A 17,931-nucleotide genomic window follows, 5' to 3' on the forward strand; every position below is an offset into this window, starting at 1 on the left:
GTACTACAATTTTGCCAACGGCCTATTCAGATTGCGTGATTTTGTCTCTCAAAGCGGTAATGTGTTGAGCAGTGTCATCTCTACTTGATGAGAAAACAGAACATGGAAAATCTCACTAAAACGGAACGCATTATCCTGACGCTTGGCGAAGAAATTGTATCCGGAAAGTATGTACCGGGTGCAGCTTTGCCCTCTGAAGCGGAGTTGTGCGAACAGTTTGGAACCTCGCGCAACATTATTCGCGAGGTTTTTCGTTCACTGATAGCCAAGCGGTTAATGGAGATGAAACGTTATCGCGGCGCTTTTGTTACTCAGCGTAATCAATGGAACTATCTGGATAGCGACGTACTGCAATGGGCATTAGCCCACGATCATGACCCGCGACTGATTGCGGCAATGAACGAAGTGCGTACGCTGGTTGAGCCCCAAATTGCACGCTGGTCAGCAGAGCGCGCAACGCCCGGAGATTTAGCGCAAATTGAGAACGCCCTGAACGATATGGTGAAAAATCATCTCGATCGTGAGGCCTTTAATCAGGCGGATATTCGCTATCACGAAGCCGTACTGGCATCAGTACACAATCCGGTGTTGCAGCAATTGAGCGTAGCAATCAGTCAGTTACAGCGTGCGGTTTTTGAACGCACCTATATGCCAGATACCGGCAATATGCCGAAGACGCTGGAAGAACATAAAGCTCTGTATGACGCCATCCGTCATCAGGACCCTGATGCTGCAGAGTTAGCAGCACAAAGTATGATTGCCAGCTCAACACAACGGCTCAAGGATATTATGTGACAAGCTATATCGCTATCGACTGGGGCTCAACGAACCTACGGGCCTGGTATTATCAGGATGGAACGTGCGTGGATGAACGTCGATCGGAAGCTGGTGTTACGCGCCTCGGTGAGCGTACGCCTGCTCAGGTATTTGCAGCTATCACCGAAGGGTGGCCAGTCAGCGACGTGCCCGTAGTGATGGCGGGTATGGTAGGCAGCAATGCGGGATGGATTAACGCTCCTTACCTCTCTTGCCCGGTTTCGCTTCGCCAACTGGCGTCACGGTTAACCCGTGTTGACGATAAAGCGTGGATTGTACCCGGCCTGAGTCTCGATCGCCCTGATAACCATAACGTGATGCGTGGTGAAGAAACACAGCTAGCAGGTGCCGTTCGTTTGGCACCCGCCACGGTATACGTGATGCCCGGCACGCATTCTAAATGGGTGCTAACGGATGGCGACAATATCAATGATTTTCGTACCGTAATGACCGGCGAACTCCATCATCTGTTGCTAAACCATTCGCTTATCGGTGCGGGTTTACCTCCCCAGCAGGCCGACGCGGAAGCTTTTCAGGCGGGGCTCGAAACGGGCGTAAATGACAGCAGTATCCTTGCGCGTTTATTCGAAGTCAGGGCATCACATGTTTTAGGCGCACGGGCGCGAGAATCGGTAAGTGATTTCCTTTCTGGGTTATTGATTGGTCATGAAGTGGCACTGATGCAGAAGCAGTTTGCGTGCGCTGAGCAACCCGTGACGCTGATTTCTGGCTCGTCACTGGCCCAACGCTACCAGGATGCAATGAATTTTACCGGAATCCCGGTACAACGACTGGACGGCGATGCGGCTTTCCAGCATGGCATGAGGAGTATTGTTGATGAGTTGGCCAACTAAAACGCCATTAATCGCTATTCTGCGCGGTATTAAACCGGAAGAGGCGAAAGCCCACGTTGGTGCGTTGATCGCTGCCGGTTTCGATGCGATTGAAATTCCGCTTAATTCTCCGGGATGGCAGCAAAGTATCGCTGAAATGGTACAGCTGTTTGGCGATCGTGCCTTGATTGGTGCGGGTACGGTACTTCATCCGGACAATGTTGATCACTTGGCCACCATAGGCAGCAAATTAGTGGTAACGCCCAACACCGATAGTGACGTCATCCGCCGTGCAGTTGCGCATAACATGATTGTTGCAGCGGGTTGCGCCACGGCATCGGAAGCTTTCACGGCACTCAAAGCGGGTGCACAGACGCTGAAAATCTTCCCTTCTTCGGCATTTGGTCCGGATTATATTAAGGCGCTGAAAGCGGTATTGCCGCCGGAAGTCCCGGTATTTGCCGTGGGCGGCGTTACGCCAGAAAACCTGAAGGATTTCATGATGGCAGGATGCATTGGTGCTGGTTTAGGAGGGGATCTCTACCGCGCCGGTCAGCCACTCTCGCGTACGCAGGAAAAAGCCGAGGCCTTTATTCGTGCCTATCAGGAGGCCGTACGATGAAAATTACTAAACTCACCACTTATCGCCTGCCACCGCGCTGGATGTTTCTGAAAATTGAAACGGATGAAGGCATTGTGGGTTGGGGCGAGCCGGTCATTGAAGGGCGTGCGCGCAGTGTTGAGGCTGCCGTACATGAGTTTTCCGATGTATTGATTGGCCAGGATCCGGCGCGGATTAATGATTTATGGCAGGTGATGTATCGCGGTGGATTTTATCGTGGTGGTCCCATTTTAATGAGCGCGATTGCCGGCATTGACCAGGCGTTATGGGATATCAAAGGCAAAGCGCTAGGCGTACCGGTCTATCAGCTACTTGGCGGATTAGTACGCGATAAAATTAAGGCCTACAGCTGGGTGGGGGGCGATCGCCCGGCAGATGTAATTGGAGGCGTTAAAAAACTGCGTGATATCGGTTTTGACACCTTCAAATTAAATGGCTGCGAAGAAATGGGGATTATCGATAATGCCCGGAAGGTCGATGCCGCAGTGGATACCGTAGCGCAAATCCGCGAGGCGTTCGGTAAAGAGATTGAGTTTGGTCTGGATTTCCATGGTCGTGTCAGCGCACCCATGGCTAAAATTTTGATTAAAGAGTTGGAACCGTATCGCCCGTTATTTATTGAAGAACCGGTACTGGCTGAACTCGAAGAGTACTATCCACGGCTGGCCGCACAAACACATATTCCGATTGCCGCCGGTGAGCGTATGTATTCGCGTTTTGAGTTCAAGCGTGTGCTGGAAGCGGGGGGATTAGCGATATTACAGCCAGACCTGTCACACGCTGGCGGTATCACCGAATGCCTTAAAATTGCCGGTATGGCAGAAGCTTATGATGTTGCGCTGGCGCCGCATTGCCCACTTGGCCCTATTGCGCTAGCGGCTTGTCTGCATATTGATTTCGTTTCACGCAATGCCGTATTCCAGGAGCAAAGCATGGGCATTCACTATAACAAGGGTGCTGAACTCCTTGATTACGTGATCAATAAAGATGACTTCAAAATGACTGATGGTCACTTCTGGCCGTTGAAAAAGCCTGGATTGGGCGTAGAGATTAATGAAGAACTGGTGATTGAGCGTAGTAAAAACGCACCTGATTGGCGCAATCCTGTCTGGCGTTATCCGGATGGTGCGGTTGCAGAATGGTAATGCTGTCTGGCTGACGTTATTTTTTGACTGGCTATGCGCATCACCGTGTAGCGTGATGGGCGTAGCCAATGCGAGTACTGTGCAAAACGGGAAGCTATTTATCCTGCCCTGTCGGTGATCTGCAGCGCGAAAGATAGCGGTTATAAAAAGTCTCTATTACGGGAATAAACACCCTCAGCGTAATAACAGGGTGTGGCGAACTGTTTTCGCTATGCCAGATCCGGAGATAACATTCTTATGAATACCGATCTGTACACCACAACGTTAAAAAAGCTTAATGCTAAAATTATCCCTTTTATTATTATTTGCTACTTTGTTGCGAACTTAGATAAAACAAATATCTCTATCGCAGCATTGCAAATGAATGCTGATTTGGGATTGTCCGCCAGCATGTATGGACTTGGCGTAAGTATGTTTTATATCTCCTATATTATTTTTGAAATACCCAGTAATGTTTTTATGACACGAGTTGGCGCACGTATCTGGATAGCTCGTATTATGGTGACATGGGGGATTGTCAGTGTCGGTATGTCTTTTGTTCATACCGCTAATCAACTCTATATTATGCGATTCCTGTTGGGTATGGCGGAAGCCGGATTCACTCCGGGTATCATATATTATATTTCCTGCTGGTTTCCGAAAAGTAATCGTGCGCGTGCGATGTCATTTTTCTATATGGGATCGGTTGCGGCTTCGATTATTGGCTTACCCGTATCCGGCTTGATCCTCAATATGCATGGTCTTGCCGAAGTGGCGGGTTGGCGCTGGCTATTTGCGCTGGAAGGCATTCCGGCGGTGATGCTCGGTCTGTTGGTCTTGCGGCGTCTGCCAGATACCCCGGCACATGCAACATGGCTGAGCCAGGAACAAAAAAACTGGCTACAGCAGCGTTTAGTACAGGATAGCGCAGGCGTTGAAATTGGGGCGAATCACTCATGGATCAGCGCGTTAAAAAATAAAACGGTGATGTTGTTAAGCCTGGTATGGTTTTTACAGGCGTTCGGATCGATTGGCATCACGTTATTTATGCCACTGATTATAAAAAGTATGGCTGCGGATGAAAGTAACTTTGTCATTAGCCTTTATTCAGCGGTCCCTTTCATATTTGCCTGCCTGTTTATGTATTTAAATGGCAGTCATTCAGACCGAACCCATGAGCGCTCCTGGCATATGGGGCTTCCTCTGATTTTATCCGGATTGTCACTCACGCTGGCGATATATTCAGGAAGCCTGATGGCTTCATATATTTTGTTGGTATTAACCGTTGGCTTTAACTTCGCATTAACGCCGATATTCTGGGCAGTAACGACGGAGAAATTGGCGGGTGTTGCGGCGGCGGCATCCATTGCTTTTATTAATACCATTGCCAATTTTGTTGGCCTTGGTTTACCCCCTGTGTTAGGGAAAATAAAAGATCTGACCAATAGTTACCATTATGGTCTGCTGATCGTTGCGGTCGCGCTCATTATCGGCGGAATCATTGGCATTTTGGTTTCCCGGCCTGTACGAACTGTGACGAATAAAACCGCCACGACTCACATTTCTTGAGGATGATGCATAAAACAGAACGGTGGGGCAGGCAGCGTATCTGCCCCATGTAACGCGTTGATTACGCATGAGCTGATGCTCTTTGCACAGTGCAGGCGATAATTTTAATCAGTAGCCAGGTCGCTCAGGCATAACAAATAAGCCTGTAGCGTAGGGTATGGTGAATTCACACCTTTTTTAACCGCAGTGCAGGGTGATGCAATTCCCTATACAAAACTTAGGAGATATAACGATTATGAGTACCTCTGTCATCGCGGAAAAACCTACACGTCGCCGTTATATAACGCTAATCATGATCTTTATCACTGTGGTCATCTGTTATGTAGACCGCGCTAACCTTGCAGTGGCATCAGCACATATTCAGGAAGAGTTTGGTATTTCTAAGGCCGAGATGGGCTATATTTTTTCGGCTTTTGCCTGGCTCTACACGCTCTGCCAGATCCCCGGCGGTTGGTTTCTCGATCGTGTTGGCTCGCGCTTAACCTACTTTATCGCTATTTTTGGCTGGTCGGTGGCGACATTACTTCAGGGATTTGCGACGGGCTTATTCTCTTTGATTGGCCTGCGTGCGATCACTGGTATTTTTGAAGCGCCTGCGTTTCCAACCAATAACCGCATGGTCACCAGTTGGTTCCCCGAACGCGAGCGTGCCTCTGCCGTTGGTTTCTATACATCCGGACAGTTCGTTGGTCTGGCATTTCTCACACCGTTGTTGATCTGGATCCAGGAGCTGTTGAGTTGGCACTGGGTCTTTATTTTGACGGGAGGAATAGGCATCGTTTGGTCATTTATTTGGTTCAAAGTTTATCAACCCCCGCGTGCCAGCAAAGGGATCAACAAAGCTGAACTGGACTATATCCGCGATGGCGGTGGATTGGTTGACGGTGATGCGCCAGCGGAAAGAAAGCAGCGTGTGGCACTGAGTGCTGCTGACTGGAAACTGGTCTTCCATCGTAAGCTGGTGGGGGTTTATTTGGGTCAGTTTGCGGTGACATCAACGTTGTGGTTTTTCCTGACCTGGTTCCCAAACTATTTAACGCAGGAAAAAGGCATTGCAGCATTGCAGGCGGGATTTATGACAACGGTTCCGTTCCTGGCGGCATTTTTTGGTGTACTGCTGTCGGGTTGGGTCGCCGATCGTCTGGTACGTAAAGGTTATTCACTGGGTGTTGCCCGTAAGACGCCGATCATCTGCGGCTTACTGGTTTCAACCTGTATCATGGGCGCGAATTATACCAACGATCCGATATGGATTATGGTGCTGATGGCGCTGGCTTTCTTTGGTAACGGTTTCGCCTCGATTACCTGGTCGCTGGTCTCTTCACTGGCGCCGATGCGATTGATTGGTCTGACCGGTGGCGTATTTAATTTTGTTGGCGGATTAGGTGGGATCACCGTTCCTCTGGTTATTGGTTATCTGGCGCAGGGGTATGGTTTTGCGCCTGCCTTAGTCTATATCTCGATTGTTGCTCTGTTAGGGGCGCTTTCTTATATTTTGCTGGTTGGAAAAGTGGAACGTGTAGGCTAAACGCATTGAATGATTTACCCTGAGGCAGTTCAACTGCCTCAGGGATTGCCACGATGAAACAACTCACATTTGACGAGCGCCATCATCAGCTCACTAACGTCAATGTCTGGACCGCCGATAGCCAGTGGCTGGTATATGATGTGCGGCCCAGCGGCGCTTCTTTTACCAGCCTGACGATTGAGCGCGTTCATGTTCTCACGGGGGAGACGGAAGTTCTTTACCAGGCAAAGGATGGTGCGTACGTTGGTGTCGTCACCGTTAGCCCCGATCTTCCCGCGCGTTATGTTTGTATCCATGGCCCGGAGCACCCTGACAGCAACTGGAAATATGACTTCCATCATCGACGTGGCGTGATTGTGCAAAATGGCCATGCCGAAAATCTTGATGCCTGCGATATCACACCACCTTTTACACCAGGCGCATTGCGGGGCGGTAGTCATGTTCACGTCTTTAGCCCGGACGGCTCGCGGATCAGCTTTACTTATAACGATCATGTGATGCATGAATACGATATCGCAGAAGATCTGCGTAACGTCGGTATCGCGCTGCCGCTTCATGCAGTTTGCCCGCCAAAGCAGCATTCGCGTGAGTATGACGGCAGTCATTTCTGTGTTCTTGTGAGTAAAACCACCGCCAGTCCAATACCGGGAAGTGATGAAATTAATCGTGCCTACGAAGAGGGCTGGGTGGGGCATCAAGGCTACCAAAAAACCGATGGTAGCCATCAGCGCTGGGCATTGGCGTTTATTGGTGACACGCTTTCCAGCAGCAGTGAAAAAGTGGCCGAAGTATTTATTGTTGATCTGCCTGAGCGCCTGAAAGATTACGCGTTGCCGGGCGTAGCGCCGCTGGAGGGGACGGAAACCACCTTGCCTGCGCCACCACGCGGCGTTGAGCAGCGTCGTTTAACCTTTACGGATAAACGACGCTTTCCTGGATTGGTGAGTCAGCCACGTCACTGGTTACGGGTATCGCCGGATGGGCGTTCGATTGCTTTTCTGATGAAAGATGATTGCGGCGTTGTACAGCTATGGACCATTTCTCCCAATGGGGGCGAGCCAAAGCAAATAAGCCAAAGTCACTATGATATACAGTCGGCGTTTAGCTGGCATCCTGACGGAAAAATGGTCGCATTTATCTGTGATAACAGCGTGATGCTGTGTGATATCGACAGCGGTGAATTGAAAAGGATAACGGCGCGGAATGAACACGCACCGTGCGGTGATGCCGTTGTATTTTCACCAGACGGTCAGTACGTCGCCTGGATGAATGATGTGAATGGCTTCCGCCAACTCTTTACTGCTGTGGTGAATTAGCGGCCAGCGGTGCAGCTTGACTCAGGCTATCCTGGGTAGCAGAAATTCTTTCGCTTTTTAAAACGCGCTCACGCGGGGAGTCTTCACTCTTATCGTCGTCAGCGCGCGCGTAGTCCCACGGAAGCAGGAGCGTGTCCATGACCGCTGAAAATGGCAGATCGATCGCCGCCAGCGGTTTGATCGCCCAACTGGTATCATCATTAACCAGCATCTCTGCGCTGGCTCGGGTGCCCGGATAATATCCCTGGCTGGCTCCAGTATGGGACATCACGCTGGAACAACCTGTCGTACTCGCTACGCAGCAGCAAGCGAACAAACTGGCTAAACGAATTTTCTTCATGGCTTTCATCATCATCATCCCTTCAGTCAAAGCATCACGCCCGGCTGGGTTTCATTACCGACGTGTAGGGCATATTCCCGGCGACTCTTTGGTCACTCGTACACGTTTACCGATAATACCCTGGTTAGCTTGTTGCAGCGGCAACGGTAGTTAACCAACGTTATATTGCCCCTGAGTGTATGACATTCAGTGCATTCTGGTTAAAAAAATTACTCTTCTGCTCTTGAAAGCCGACTGATTGTCACCATTTTTATAACACGGTCACAAAAGCGTACGCCGACAGGGTACAACTTGCGTGGCTGGCAACCTGTCCATTGTGGAAGGTTGTGCACAAATCTTGCTGAAATATCAGGAGTATTAATAATGCGTAATTTCGACCTTTCCCCTCTTTACCGTTCTGCTATTGGTTTCGATCGTTTGATTAATCTGCTGGAATCGAATCAGGGCCAGAGTAATGGCGGCTATCCTCCCTATAATGTGGAGTTGGTCAGTGAAAACCAATACCGAATTACGATTGCCGTCGCGGGATTTGCACAAAGCGAACTGGATATTACCGCGCACGACAATCTGCTGATCGTACGGGGTGCCCATGCTGAAGAGCAAACCGAGCGCCAGTACCTCTATCAGGGGATTGCGGAACGTAACTTCGAACGCAAATTCCAGCTGGCAGAGCATGTCCATGTGCGTGATGCTCGCTTAGAGAATGGTTTGCTGTATATCGATTTGGAACGTGTTGTACCTGAAGCAATGAAGCCACGTCGCATTGATATCCTCAGCGAATAGCGTCTTCAAACGTGCGCCGCGGAAAGCCGCGGCGTTTTAGCCTCTTACCGACAAGGGCGGCGAAGGCATTTAGCCTGTCCGCTCGGCAATGCGACGATGCGCAGGTGTCAGAAAGCCGCCGAAAACGTTCAACAGTAATCCCGCAATTATGATCAGTGCGCCAGCAATTTGTATCGGCGAGAGCATCTCATCCAGCAACAGTGCGGCGCTAATAATTCCCACAACCGGTACCAGTAGCGCCAGTGGCGCAACACGCCAGGTTTCATAGCGATTAAGCAAATCCCCCCAAATGGCGTAGCCAACAATGGTGGCGATAAAGGCCAGGTAAATCAGCGCCAGTATGGTTTGCGTATTAATATTCATCAGGCTCAGGATAATAGTCTGCTGTCCTTCATACAGCCACGAACAGGCGAAGAACGGGATGATGGGCACCAGCGCGCTCCACACCACCAGCGACATAATCGGTGCCTTGCTGTTACGCATGATGACCTTATTAGTAATATTGCCCAGCGCCCAGGAGAGTGCAGCGCCCAGCGTGAGCATCAGGGTTATCATGGTAATACCACCCATAGCCTGATTTTCCATACTCGCTTTTGCAAGCAGCACCATGCCGACACAGGCAATCAGAATACCGACGAAATGGTGCCACTTCAGTTTTTCCGATAACAACAATGCACCCAGCAGAAGAGTAAAAAATGCTTGTGCCTGAATCACCAGTGAGGCAATCCCTGCTGGCATTCCCAGTTTTATGGCCAGAAAAAGGAATGCGAACTGACCAAAGCTGATAGTCATGCCATAAACCACCAGCCATTTGATCGGGATTTTAGGTGGTTTGATAAAAAAGATGGCGGGAAACGCAACCAGCGTGAAGCGTAAACCGGCCAGTAAAAAGGGTGGCATATCGTGAAGTCCCAGCTTAATCACAACAAAGTTCACGCCCCAGGCAACCACCACACAGAGAGCCAGCAACATATCTTTGACAGACATTACTTTTTCCTTCTGTAACGCTTATTCAGCGTTAACCACGACGGGCGTGGAAATTTCACCCAGGCAGCTTTCGCCCACCACGCGGAAATAGTCTTCAACGTTCAGCGCGAGCGATTTGTCTAATTCGCCAGCGTTAAAAAATAGCGTGCCCACACTGCGTAAGCGATCGTCAACCAGCAGCGTTAATCGGTCATCAAAACTAAAAGGCGGTACAGCTCCCATAACACACTGCGTGAGTGCCTGCGCAACTTCTGGCGGGGCGAAGCTTGATTTCTTACCGCCGCTCCGCTTAGCCACCTCTTTGAAGTTCACCTTACTGTCGCCTGGTACGATAGCCAGCACGTAGCGTACGGGCTCTGCACCGGCAATCACCTGTAGTACCATCGCTTTGGCTGCCTGCTCGGGAGCATTGCCGCGAATGGCACTGATCAGCTCGGTTCGCCCTTCTGGCGGATGCTCGATAATCCGGTAATTCGCCTGTTTCTCATTCAGTAAGGCCAGTAATTTTTCAAAGGTTGTCATGCATAAACTCCTCTTGAGTCGCGTTGTCATTCCGGCTATAGCGTGCCGACAACGCGCATTATTTCGGCGAAAACGCGGCTAGCTCCAGGCAATGGCGTTCTTCATTTTTTTATCGGTCAAGCCAAAGAAGAAGCCCATAGTGATGCGCGTATCGCCTGAGACGCGATCAATCTCATGGTAATAAGCCGGATTGAAAATATAGATATCGCCCTGACGTGGCTTGAATTCACAGATTTCACATGCGTTAATCACATCGCTGTGATAGCCGAGTTCACCCTGAGTTTTAAATTTCTCATCCTCAGGTAACCATTTTTTCTTATAGATGCGCAGAGTTCCTCCGCTGTCGCACTCTTGCAGACAAACAACGCAACTGAGCTGATGGGCGATCTGTGTGACGACCAGTCCACTGCCGGCGGCATCGCGCACGATATGATCGTTGTGCAGCGGATTAGCAACACCGTCGGCGTGGAAACGCACAATTGAACCGGAGTATTCCCCAAGCTGCGGTTCCACAGCGGTTTCCAGCGTTTCCAACTGGAGCGCATGTTTTACCCACTGATAAACATTGTTTTTTAATATCGCTAGCGAGTCTGGTAATGCCGGTTGAATATCGCGCAGTTCGGTAAAATAATTTTCCGGTGCGGCAGTATGTTTAGCCAGATAGGGCCCGAGAGTGGTAAGGGCACCGTTAGAATAGTGAGAGACGCGAATTTTTTCGCGGCACTGGCGTAAGTTTTCTACGATGGCGTGGGTGTCATTAGGTTGCAGAAAACCGCGCATGACCAGTAGGGGTACGCGCGCGGTAACGATATCGTCAAGCCAGGTTCTTTCAATAAACATGGTGGGGTTAATGACGCGAATGTGATTAAAAATGGCCATGATTTCACTCCGCAAAGTTTACTTCATGTAGTTCATGATTATGCATACGGCGCCATTTCGACGCTTCGCCCAAGTGTGAGATGGTTTCTGATGAAATGTATGTCGTTTCCGCTGTTTGATAACAATTCAGCGTAAAATAGTGAGGATAGGGGGTGTCATCGGGATGCCATTGCCATGCCCAGGCTTTCTCTTTGGTGATAAAAAACGCGTTGCCCGCGCTGCCTCCCGGTGCGATTTGCGCCATTTTGTCGCTTAAATAACGCTGATTGAGATCGCCAGGCGTTATGTGATCAACGATGTATTCCAGATATTCCGCCGAATCAAACCGTGATTCCTTCAGCCCCAAATGTGGATAAATAGTGGGTAAAAACCCGTTATGCATCATGAACCACTCGGTTTCCCCACTGTTGCGCCGTAGCGGATGTGAAAACTGGACCCCGCTATTTTTGCTGAGCGTGGCGTGGCGAACGTGTACCGCTAAAAAACGCGTCTTGATGCGGGAGAAATCAATATCAGGTAAGGCATCAGCAAAGGTGCCGGTGCCGTGCAGAGTGCGGATTTCACCTTCATCCAGCCATAAACATCCCCAGCCGTTAGGATGTTGTTTAATCGGACCATCATGCTGCGCGGTTTCGCCACAGCTCATGGCACGGGCAGCTTGCATCACGTCGGCAACGGAAAAATCGCCGCGCGCTAAAATCATCCTGCACATTGTAAATCTCGCTGTTCCGGCAGTGGTTTAAGGGTGGAAATTACATTGAATACCGACATAACTTCATGCCGGTCGCGCGCTTCCAGACGCAATGTACCGAGGACACCGGCATGTCGTGTTAAGTCCGCATATAGCGTCGATCGGGTGGAAACGCTAAGTTGTGGCAGCTTTACCGGCGGTATGATGCATCCCTGTGGATGTTGATCTACCCACCGTTCCGCAGCGCTGAGCTGACTGGGTTGTCGCAGGCGAAGCTGGCCTATGGCTTTTTTTGCACTTCCCGGCGTTAAGCCGGTAAAAGGTTTGCCCTGCTCCAGATTAAATGCGATTTCGGCCCAGTTCAGATCCGTTACCTCTTTGACCAGATTAACAATGCCCATTCCTGACAGGCGAAATCCCATTTCAAGGAAATGCGCAACCCCATTCACCAGAATAAAATCGATATGAAATGCGCCCTGACGATAATCGAAGGCATCACAGCAGAGGTGCATTAAATCGGTAAAAGCCTTAGGCAATTCGTCGGCGGCGGTGGCGATGTGCCCGGATTCATAGAAACTGGTAATCCCTTCCGGCGTGGTGACCGGTTCAATCAGTTTCTGGCAGTAGGTCAGGGCATGGGGAACGCCATCACTGACAACACCTTGCAGCGAGTATTCTTCGCCCGGTAACCAGCATTCGACGATAAAGCCGGAGAAACTACGGCCACCGTAATTCATCGTGGTGACCAGCTTGTCGATCGCTTTATCCAACTGCTGCGGGGATTTCACCAGCCAGACGCCCAAGCCGCCGCCGCCATCAACCGGTTTAATGACGCAGGGATAAATCAACGCATCACTGGCGTCACGAATGCTCAGCGCCGAGGCGAAGAAACGGAACTCAGGCTGTGGGCAGGTTGGATTCATTTTATTCAGCGCCATACGCTGTGCGTATTTATCCGGCGGGATGAAACATTGTCTGTTGAGCGGATCGGCGAGCATTTCACGTACGCGACCAGCACTTTGGTTGTAAGCTTCGAATCCGGCCAACACAATATGTGGATGCTCAAGCAACCCCGCGTTCATATACGCTTGCATGACTTCGAACGGGCTCTCAGGGCGGTTAACGCGCAGAATCATATCGAACGGCAAGCTGAGGCAAACGGACTGGTAGTCCACGTAATCGCCCATTTCTGCCAACACGGTAAAAAAACCTTCGCGTTGTGCGACCTCACAGTAAGGATTCTGCCCGTCACGGGTTGCGCCTATTTGCAGGAAAATCTTTTTCATGGCTTTGGCCTTAGCTGATTAGCGTCCTGAAATCACTTCACTGACGGTGTCCTGAATAGCACCGTTATTAACCTGAATAATGGCCTTGTGTGGGTCATAGCGCAGCACGCGTGATAGCGGATCGTTATGCTTGCGTTCCAGCAGCGAACTGACTAACGGGCTGCGATAACACTGACGAAGCTGTTCAAGCGTTAAGCCGGACAGCGCTTCCAACTGAATGCGGAGCGCACGATCTTCATGGTTTTCATTGCCCAGCAGAGCGTGGATTGCGGCAGCGGAGCAGGGGATATCCTCTTGAGAAAGATAGTTTTCCAACAGCTTGCCTCCTTCAGTGAAGGGGGAATAGATCATGCAGACCAGCTGTTGCGTTGAGAGGCCAAAGGCGTCAACGGCAAATTGCTCAGCGCGTGCACGTTGTGCGGCAATAGCGGAGTTATCCTGATAACGTGCGGCCATTTCGGCGATCAGATGTGCGGGGAAATCTTTCTGCTGCATCAGTCCGAGCGCGAAGCGTACATATTCGCTCACGCCTTCGCTGTAGCTGCGCTGCAGCCGTGTTTCTGCGCGCAAACCGCGAATATGCGCCATTAGCGTGGGGTTACCGCAGTCAGATTCAGAAAAGCTGAACATTAATTCGTCAAAACGAAAATGCATAAATTCGCTCAGTAGCGCCCAGTGCTCGCCAGCTTCATAAGCGGTATCCTGATAGATATTGAAAAACAGAGGATCGCGTACCAGCTTGCAGGTAATACGGTGAGCCGGCATTACGTTGTCAGTCCCATAAATATGGCCGAAATAACGTGTTGCCACGCCGTCTAAGGTTTCAAGAAAGCCAGAGAAACCCCGGCGGTTTGCGGTGTCAGGGGCGTCAAACAGACGCGCAAGATGACGTGCCCAGGCGATATAAGCTGTCTGTTCTTCGGGGGAGTCACCGGTGATGATAATATCCACGCCGCCCTCGTAATGTGCGGCAAGGCCGAAAGAATTGACCATACTGAGGTTGCAGGCGTTGCAAAAGGTAGATCGTGCATCAGCCTGGAAGCGGTGCCCGTTCATCAACACATCAGTACGGTTTTGGCGGCGAACAGCGTTGGGCATAGGAAGCTGTGCGTCAAAAGGGCGAATAATCGGCCCGTCGGTCAGTAAGCATTCAACAAATGGATCACCGTATATATTCAATGCCTGATACACACGATCGATATTTTCCATCACGCGGTCGTTCATGCCGGCGTGGCGATTAGTGCTGATGCGCAGGCGGAACGTTTCGCCCTTTTCCTGCCATACCAGCCCCTGAATATAACGCACCCAGGCAACCATATAGCTGCTGTCTTTGCCGCCACCGTAAGCCAGCAATACTCGGTTATCGCTAATATTCTGCTGATTGGGCAAGGAAGTGATTAATCGCTGAGCGCATTGTCGCGCTGAATCAATAACGGCCTCCGAAAGCCAGACCTCCATATCTTTCATCATTTTCGAAAGATTATTCATTGTCACTTTTTCCTTTAGTCCATAGATATAAGATTACCCGGTGAAAGGTAAGTAAGAAGAATGACCTCATTGGAACGGCCGAAAAAAGAAAGAACAAGATACTGGCAATGAAATATCAGGATCTTATGATTATTTTTATCCCTAATAATTCGAGTTACAGCACGGTCAATAAAACTGCAATTCGCGATATGACGGCTATAAGCGCTTGATAGGTAAACTACTATCAAAGTAACCTGTTGAACACGCACAGATCAGAACGATATAGGGTGTAACAGATGTCCATTGCGGGAACAGATCGGGACAATCAAGCCAGCCGTTACCGACAAATAGCAGAGCAAATAAAACAGGCGATTCATGCCGGTACGCTCCTTCCCGATACGCGCTTGCCCTCTGTACGTACGTTGGCGACGCAGTACAACGTTAGCCTCACAACGGCGCTAAAAACCTTACGCACGCTGGAAGATGAACACTATGCTGTCGCCCGCCCAAAGTCGGGTTTTTTTGTTGCGCCTTTGCAGCGACCACAGCACGATCTTCTGGTGCCGGTCGAGCAGTCGAAGGAAGTGGCACCGCTTGATGAACAGACCGAACTGCATCTGGCGATGGTGGGGACCGATTGTCGGGTCAGGCTCGATCTGGCTAATGGTGCTTCCTCGCTTTATCCGGTGAAGAAAATGGGCCTGTTAATGCGGCAGTTGGGATATACCAAACCCTTTTTGTTAGGTGATACGGTAAAAGGCACCGGCTATTCACCGTTAAAAGCCGAAATAGCTCGCCGGGCGGTTGATTATGGCTGCAATATAAATCCCGATGATATTTTGATTACCAACGGTTGTATTGAAGCCCTATCGCTTTCACTGCGTGCGACGGTAAAACCTGGCGATGTAGTGGCCGTTGAGTCACCCTGTTATTTTGTGTTATTGCAAATGCTGCATAATTTAAATCTACGGGTGATTGAAGTCGAAGCTGGTCCGGAAGGGTATATCCACGTAGAGAAATTAACCGGATTGTTTAAGCGAAAAGCGGTGCAGGCGTTTGTCACGCTGGCGAATATTAATAATCCGCTGGGGAAAAGTATCCCTAATGAAAAGAAAGCGTATATTGCTCGCCAGGCTGATGAAAATGATGTGATCGTTATTGAAGATGATATTTTTGGTGATACGGCATTTGGCGAACGACGCCCTTTTCCGATGCGTGCCTTTAGCCCAAATGCGATTCTGTGCAGTGGCTTTTCGAAAACTGTGGCCCCAGGCATGCGTATTGGCTGGGTATGCAGCAGCAACTACATGCGTAAGATTGCATCGCTGAAATATACCTCGACGATGGGGACATCGGTGCTTTCGCAGGCGGCTATCGCGGAACTGCTGCGTAATGGAGGTTACGATGCACATTTACGCAAGCTGCGACGTGAGTTGTGCTGCCAAATTGGACAGATGCGCAATGCCGTGCTGCGTTATTTTCCTGCGGGGACACGGGTGTCTGATCCTGAAGGAGGCTATGTATTGTGGGTCGAGATGCCTGAACGGTCACTGAATGTGCGCACGTTATTTATCAAGGCACGCAACGCCGGCATTGGTATCGCACCGGGGCATATTTTTGCCACCGACCAGCGTTATGATCGCTGTTTCCGGCTGAACGCTGGTTTTGGCTGGAATGAAGAGGTCCATCAGGCGATAAAAATGCTGGCGCAGTGGTGCGAGCAGTCACTTATTGAACCTCCACCCCAGCAGGATAGCCGTTAACCTGCGGCCCTACATACCCTCGGCGTGCGCACGTTCAATCTCTTCAGCAAGAATTCGCACGCCCTTCTCAATGGTTTCACTGTCTGGCACATAGTTCATGCGCATGCACTGATGCGTATGTGCCCATTCATGTTCCAGGCCGGGGAAGAAAACATGGCCTGGAACCATCAGTACGCCCCGTTTTTTCAGTCGCTCGTACAGGACTTCGGTGGTTATGGGCAGATCTATGAACCACAGCCACAGGAAGATTGCTCCCTCTGGTTTATGAATCAGGCAGCGTTCTTCGGAGAGATAGCGACGAATAACCGCGATCGTCTGGCTTACGCGGCGCTGGTAAAATGGTTTTATTACCTCTTCGGATAAGCGCAGCAGATCGCCACGGTTAATCATCTCGGTGGCGATAGCAGGGCCGATGCTGCCGGGTGCCAGACTGATAATCCCATTCATGTTGCCGATGGCGGAGATGACTTTCTCGTCACCAATAATAATACCGCAGCGTGAACCTGGCAGGCCCAGTTTGGAGAGGCTCATGCACAGGATAATATTAGGATTCCAAAGTGGTCGGGCATCACTAAAGATAATACCCGGAAAAGGCACACCGTATGCGTTATCGATAAGTAGGGGGATACCGTGCTGCTGCGCCAGCAGATCAAGTTTCATCAGCTCATCATCGGTGATGACGTTTCCGGTTGGGTTTGTCGGACGTGATACGCAAATCAGCCCGGTATCGTCAGTGATCTTCAGATGTTCAAAGTCAACGTGATACTTAAATTGCCCTTCGGGCAGAAGCTCAATGTTAGGTTTTGCACTGACGAATAACCCTTCATCCAGACCTGCATCAGCGTAGCCGAGGTATTCCGGTGCAAGCGGAAAAAGGACGCGTTTTTTGCTGCCGTCGGCGCGGCGGCCGGCATAGAGATTAAACAGATAAAAAAATGCGCTTTGACTGCCATTGGTTAACGCGATGTTCTGAGGCGATATTTGCCAGCCCAGATGTTCACGTAACAGAGATGCAAGGGCATCCAGCAGCACAGCCTTACCCCGTGGGCCATCGTAATTACACAGTGCGTCAGTCAGCTTGCCTTCTGTATGCATCTGCTGCAAAAGCTGATGAAAATAATCATTCATCTCAGGGATCTGTGCCGGATTTCCTCCGCCCAGCATGACGGTGCCGGGCGTACGTAACCCTTCACCCATATCTTCCATCAGGCGTGTAATACCTGAATAGCGTGTAAATTTGTCGCCAAATACGGAGAAACTCATAGCCTGTTGATCGTTTGTTAATGGTAAATGAAGTCCCACCTTAACGTCCCTAAAAATGTGGCGCAATCGGAATATACGCTCATATATTCAGACGTCGGGAAGGATAGTGAGGTGGTGACCGGGCTGGCGATGGACGAGTGCA

General features: G+C 50.2%; 17 protein-coding genes. 9 read left to right on the forward strand and 8 right to left on the reverse strand.

Annotated features, from left to right (window positions below; translation table 11 throughout):
- Nucleotides 1-102 precede the first annotated feature (102 nt).
- From J1C60_RS00075 to J1C60_RS00105, 7 genes are all read left to right on the forward strand, one after another.
- Nucleotides 103-795, forward strand: coding sequence for a FadR/GntR family transcriptional regulator (locus J1C60_RS00075; protein WP_128175217.1), 693 nt, complete (start codon nt 103-105; stop codon nt 793-795).
- Nucleotides 792-1,670 (forward strand): 2-dehydro-3-deoxygalactonokinase, encoded by an 879-nt coding sequence (locus tag J1C60_RS00080; protein ID WP_128175215.1) that lies wholly within the window; start codon nt 792-794, stop codon nt 1,668-1,670. The genes J1C60_RS00075 and J1C60_RS00080 overlap by 4 nt, the downstream gene beginning before the upstream one ends.
- On the forward strand, nt 1,654-2,271 hold the full coding sequence (locus tag J1C60_RS00085; protein WP_128175213.1) for a 2-dehydro-3-deoxy-6-phosphogalactonate aldolase: 618 nt from the start codon (nt 1,654-1,656) through the stop codon (nt 2,269-2,271). The genes J1C60_RS00080 and J1C60_RS00085 overlap by 17 nt, the downstream gene beginning before the upstream one ends.
- The gene (gene dgoD, locus J1C60_RS00090; protein ID WP_128175211.1) at nt 2,268-3,416 is read left to right on the forward strand and encodes a galactonate dehydratase; all 1,149 of its coding nucleotides are present in this window, start codon (nt 2,268-2,270) and stop codon (nt 3,414-3,416) included. Before J1C60_RS00085 ends, dgoD begins: the two co-directional genes overlap by 4 nt.
- Nucleotides 3,417-3,653: 237 nt before the next feature.
- Entirely contained in the window at nt 3,654-4,964 is a 1,311-nt protein-coding gene (locus tag J1C60_RS00095; protein ID WP_128175209.1) for an MFS transporter, read from the forward strand.
- A gap of 235 nt (nt 4,965-5,199) precedes the next feature.
- The gene (locus tag J1C60_RS00100) at nt 5,200-6,492 is read left to right on the forward strand and encodes an MFS transporter (protein ID WP_128175207.1); all 1,293 of its coding nucleotides are present in this window, start codon (nt 5,200-5,202) and stop codon (nt 6,490-6,492) included.
- Between the two features lie 53 nt (nt 6,493-6,545).
- Nucleotides 6,546-7,808, forward strand: coding sequence for a YidR family protein (locus J1C60_RS00105; RefSeq protein WP_128175206.1), 1,263 nt, complete (start codon nt 6,546-6,548; stop codon nt 7,806-7,808).
- Here the strand turns inward: J1C60_RS00105 and J1C60_RS00110 are convergent.
- A complete protein-coding gene (locus J1C60_RS00110; RefSeq protein WP_164877259.1) occupies nt 7,789-8,157 on the reverse strand; it encodes a YceK/YidQ family lipoprotein in 369 nt (122 codons plus the stop codon). The genes J1C60_RS00105 and J1C60_RS00110 overlap by 20 nt on opposite strands.
- 354 nt (nt 8,158-8,511) lie before the next feature.
- Between J1C60_RS00110 and ibpA the strand changes: the two genes are divergently transcribed.
- Nucleotides 8,512-8,931, forward strand: coding sequence for a small heat shock chaperone IbpA (gene ibpA / locus J1C60_RS00115; protein WP_128175202.1), 420 nt, complete (start codon nt 8,512-8,514; stop codon nt 8,929-8,931).
- A 69-nt stretch (nt 8,932-9,000) separates the two neighbouring features.
- Here the strand turns inward: ibpA and J1C60_RS00120 are convergent, their stop codons facing one another.
- The 6 genes from J1C60_RS00120 to J1C60_RS00145 form a co-directional block, all read right to left on the reverse strand.
- Nucleotides 9,001-9,918, reverse strand: a complete 918-nt coding sequence (locus tag J1C60_RS00120; protein ID WP_128175200.1) for an EamA family transporter — start codon at nt 9,916-9,918, stop codon at nt 9,001-9,003.
- A 21-nt stretch (nt 9,919-9,939) separates the two neighbouring features.
- Complete coding sequence (locus tag J1C60_RS00125; protein WP_128175198.1) at nt 9,940-10,440, reverse strand: YbaK/EbsC family protein; 501 nt, start codon at nt 10,438-10,440, stop codon at nt 9,940-9,942.
- Between the two features lie 78 nt (nt 10,441-10,518).
- A complete protein-coding gene (locus J1C60_RS00130) occupies nt 10,519-11,319 on the reverse strand; it encodes a 2OG-Fe(II)-dependent halogenase WelO5 family protein (RefSeq protein ID WP_128175196.1) in 801 nt (266 codons plus the stop codon).
- A 4-nt stretch (nt 11,320-11,323) separates the two neighbouring features.
- Nucleotides 11,324-12,031, reverse strand: a complete 708-nt coding sequence (locus J1C60_RS00135; RefSeq protein WP_128175194.1) for a class II glutamine amidotransferase — start codon at nt 12,029-12,031, stop codon at nt 11,324-11,326.
- Nucleotides 12,019-13,296, reverse strand: a complete 1,278-nt coding sequence (locus J1C60_RS00140) for an ATP-grasp domain-containing protein (protein WP_128175192.1) — start codon at nt 13,294-13,296, stop codon at nt 12,019-12,021. Before J1C60_RS00140 ends, J1C60_RS00135 begins: the two co-directional genes overlap by 13 nt.
- 18 nt (nt 13,297-13,314) lie before the next feature.
- Complete coding sequence (locus J1C60_RS00145; protein WP_128175191.1) at nt 13,315-14,784, reverse strand: hypothetical protein; 1,470 nt, start codon at nt 14,782-14,784, stop codon at nt 13,315-13,317.
- Nucleotides 14,785-15,059: 275 nt separating this feature from the next.
- On the opposite strand from J1C60_RS00145, the gene J1C60_RS00150 reads away from it, so the two are divergent.
- Nucleotides 15,060-16,526: an aminotransferase-like domain-containing protein gene (locus tag J1C60_RS00150; RefSeq protein ID WP_128175189.1), complete on the forward strand. Its 1,467-nt coding sequence runs from the start codon at nt 15,060-15,062 to the stop codon at nt 16,524-16,526.
- Nucleotides 16,527-16,535: 9 nt separating this feature from the next.
- Here the strand turns inward: J1C60_RS00150 and J1C60_RS00155 are convergent, their stop codons facing one another.
- Nucleotides 16,536-17,789, reverse strand: coding sequence for a valine--pyruvate transaminase (locus tag J1C60_RS00155; RefSeq protein ID WP_128175187.1), 1,254 nt, complete (start codon nt 17,787-17,789; stop codon nt 16,536-16,538).
- Between the last annotated feature and the right edge of the window lie 142 nt (nt 17,790-17,931).

It is taken from the genome of [Pantoea] beijingensis, from assembly GCF_022647505.1.
GTDB classification, from domain to species: domain Bacteria; phylum Pseudomonadota; class Gammaproteobacteria; order Enterobacterales; family Enterobacteriaceae; genus Erwinia; species Erwinia beijingensis.

Coding starts and splice junctions, on each gene's coding strand:
- J1C60_RS00140 (WP_128175192.1), bottom strand. CDS start 13,296: ATGAAAAAGATTTTCCTGCAAATAGGCGCAACCCGTGACGGGCAGAAT.
- J1C60_RS00085 (WP_128175213.1), top strand. CDS start 1,654: ATGAGTTGGCCAACTAAAACGCCATTAATCGCTATTCTGCGCGGTATT.
- dgoD (WP_128175211.1), top strand. CDS start 2,268: ATGAAAATTACTAAACTCACCACTTATCGCCTGCCACCGCGCTGGATG.
- J1C60_RS00125 (WP_128175198.1), bottom strand. CDS start 10,440: ATGACAACCTTTGAAAAATTACTGGCCTTACTGAATGAGAAACAGGCG.
- J1C60_RS00120 (WP_128175200.1), bottom strand. CDS start 9,918: ATGTCTGTCAAAGATATGTTGCTGGCTCTCTGTGTGGTGGTTGCCTGG.
- J1C60_RS00095 (WP_128175209.1), top strand. CDS start 3,654: ATGAATACCGATCTGTACACCACAACGTTAAAAAAGCTTAATGCTAAA.
- J1C60_RS00100 (WP_128175207.1), top strand. CDS start 5,200: ATGAGTACCTCTGTCATCGCGGAAAAACCTACACGTCGCCGTTATATA.
- J1C60_RS00105 (WP_128175206.1), top strand. CDS start 6,546: ATGAAACAACTCACATTTGACGAGCGCCATCATCAGCTCACTAACGTC.
- J1C60_RS00145 (WP_128175191.1), bottom strand. CDS start 14,784: ATGAATAATCTTTCGAAAATGATGAAAGATATGGAGGTCTGGCTTTCG.
- J1C60_RS00155 (WP_128175187.1), bottom strand. CDS start 17,789: ATGAGTTTCTCCGTATTTGGCGACAAATTTACACGCTATTCAGGTATT.
- ibpA (WP_128175202.1), top strand. CDS start 8,512: ATGCGTAATTTCGACCTTTCCCCTCTTTACCGTTCTGCTATTGGTTTC.
- J1C60_RS00075 (WP_128175217.1), top strand. CDS start 103: ATGGAAAATCTCACTAAAACGGAACGCATTATCCTGACGCTTGGCGAA.
- J1C60_RS00150 (WP_128175189.1), top strand. CDS start 15,060: ATGTCCATTGCGGGAACAGATCGGGACAATCAAGCCAGCCGTTACCGA.
- J1C60_RS00135 (WP_128175194.1), bottom strand. CDS start 12,031: ATGTGCAGGATGATTTTAGCGCGCGGCGATTTTTCCGTTGCCGACGTG.
- J1C60_RS00110 (WP_164877259.1), bottom strand. CDS start 8,157: ATGAAAGCCATGAAGAAAATTCGTTTAGCCAGTTTGTTCGCTTGCTGC.
- J1C60_RS00130 (WP_128175196.1), bottom strand. CDS start 11,319: ATGGCCATTTTTAATCACATTCGCGTCATTAACCCCACCATGTTTATT.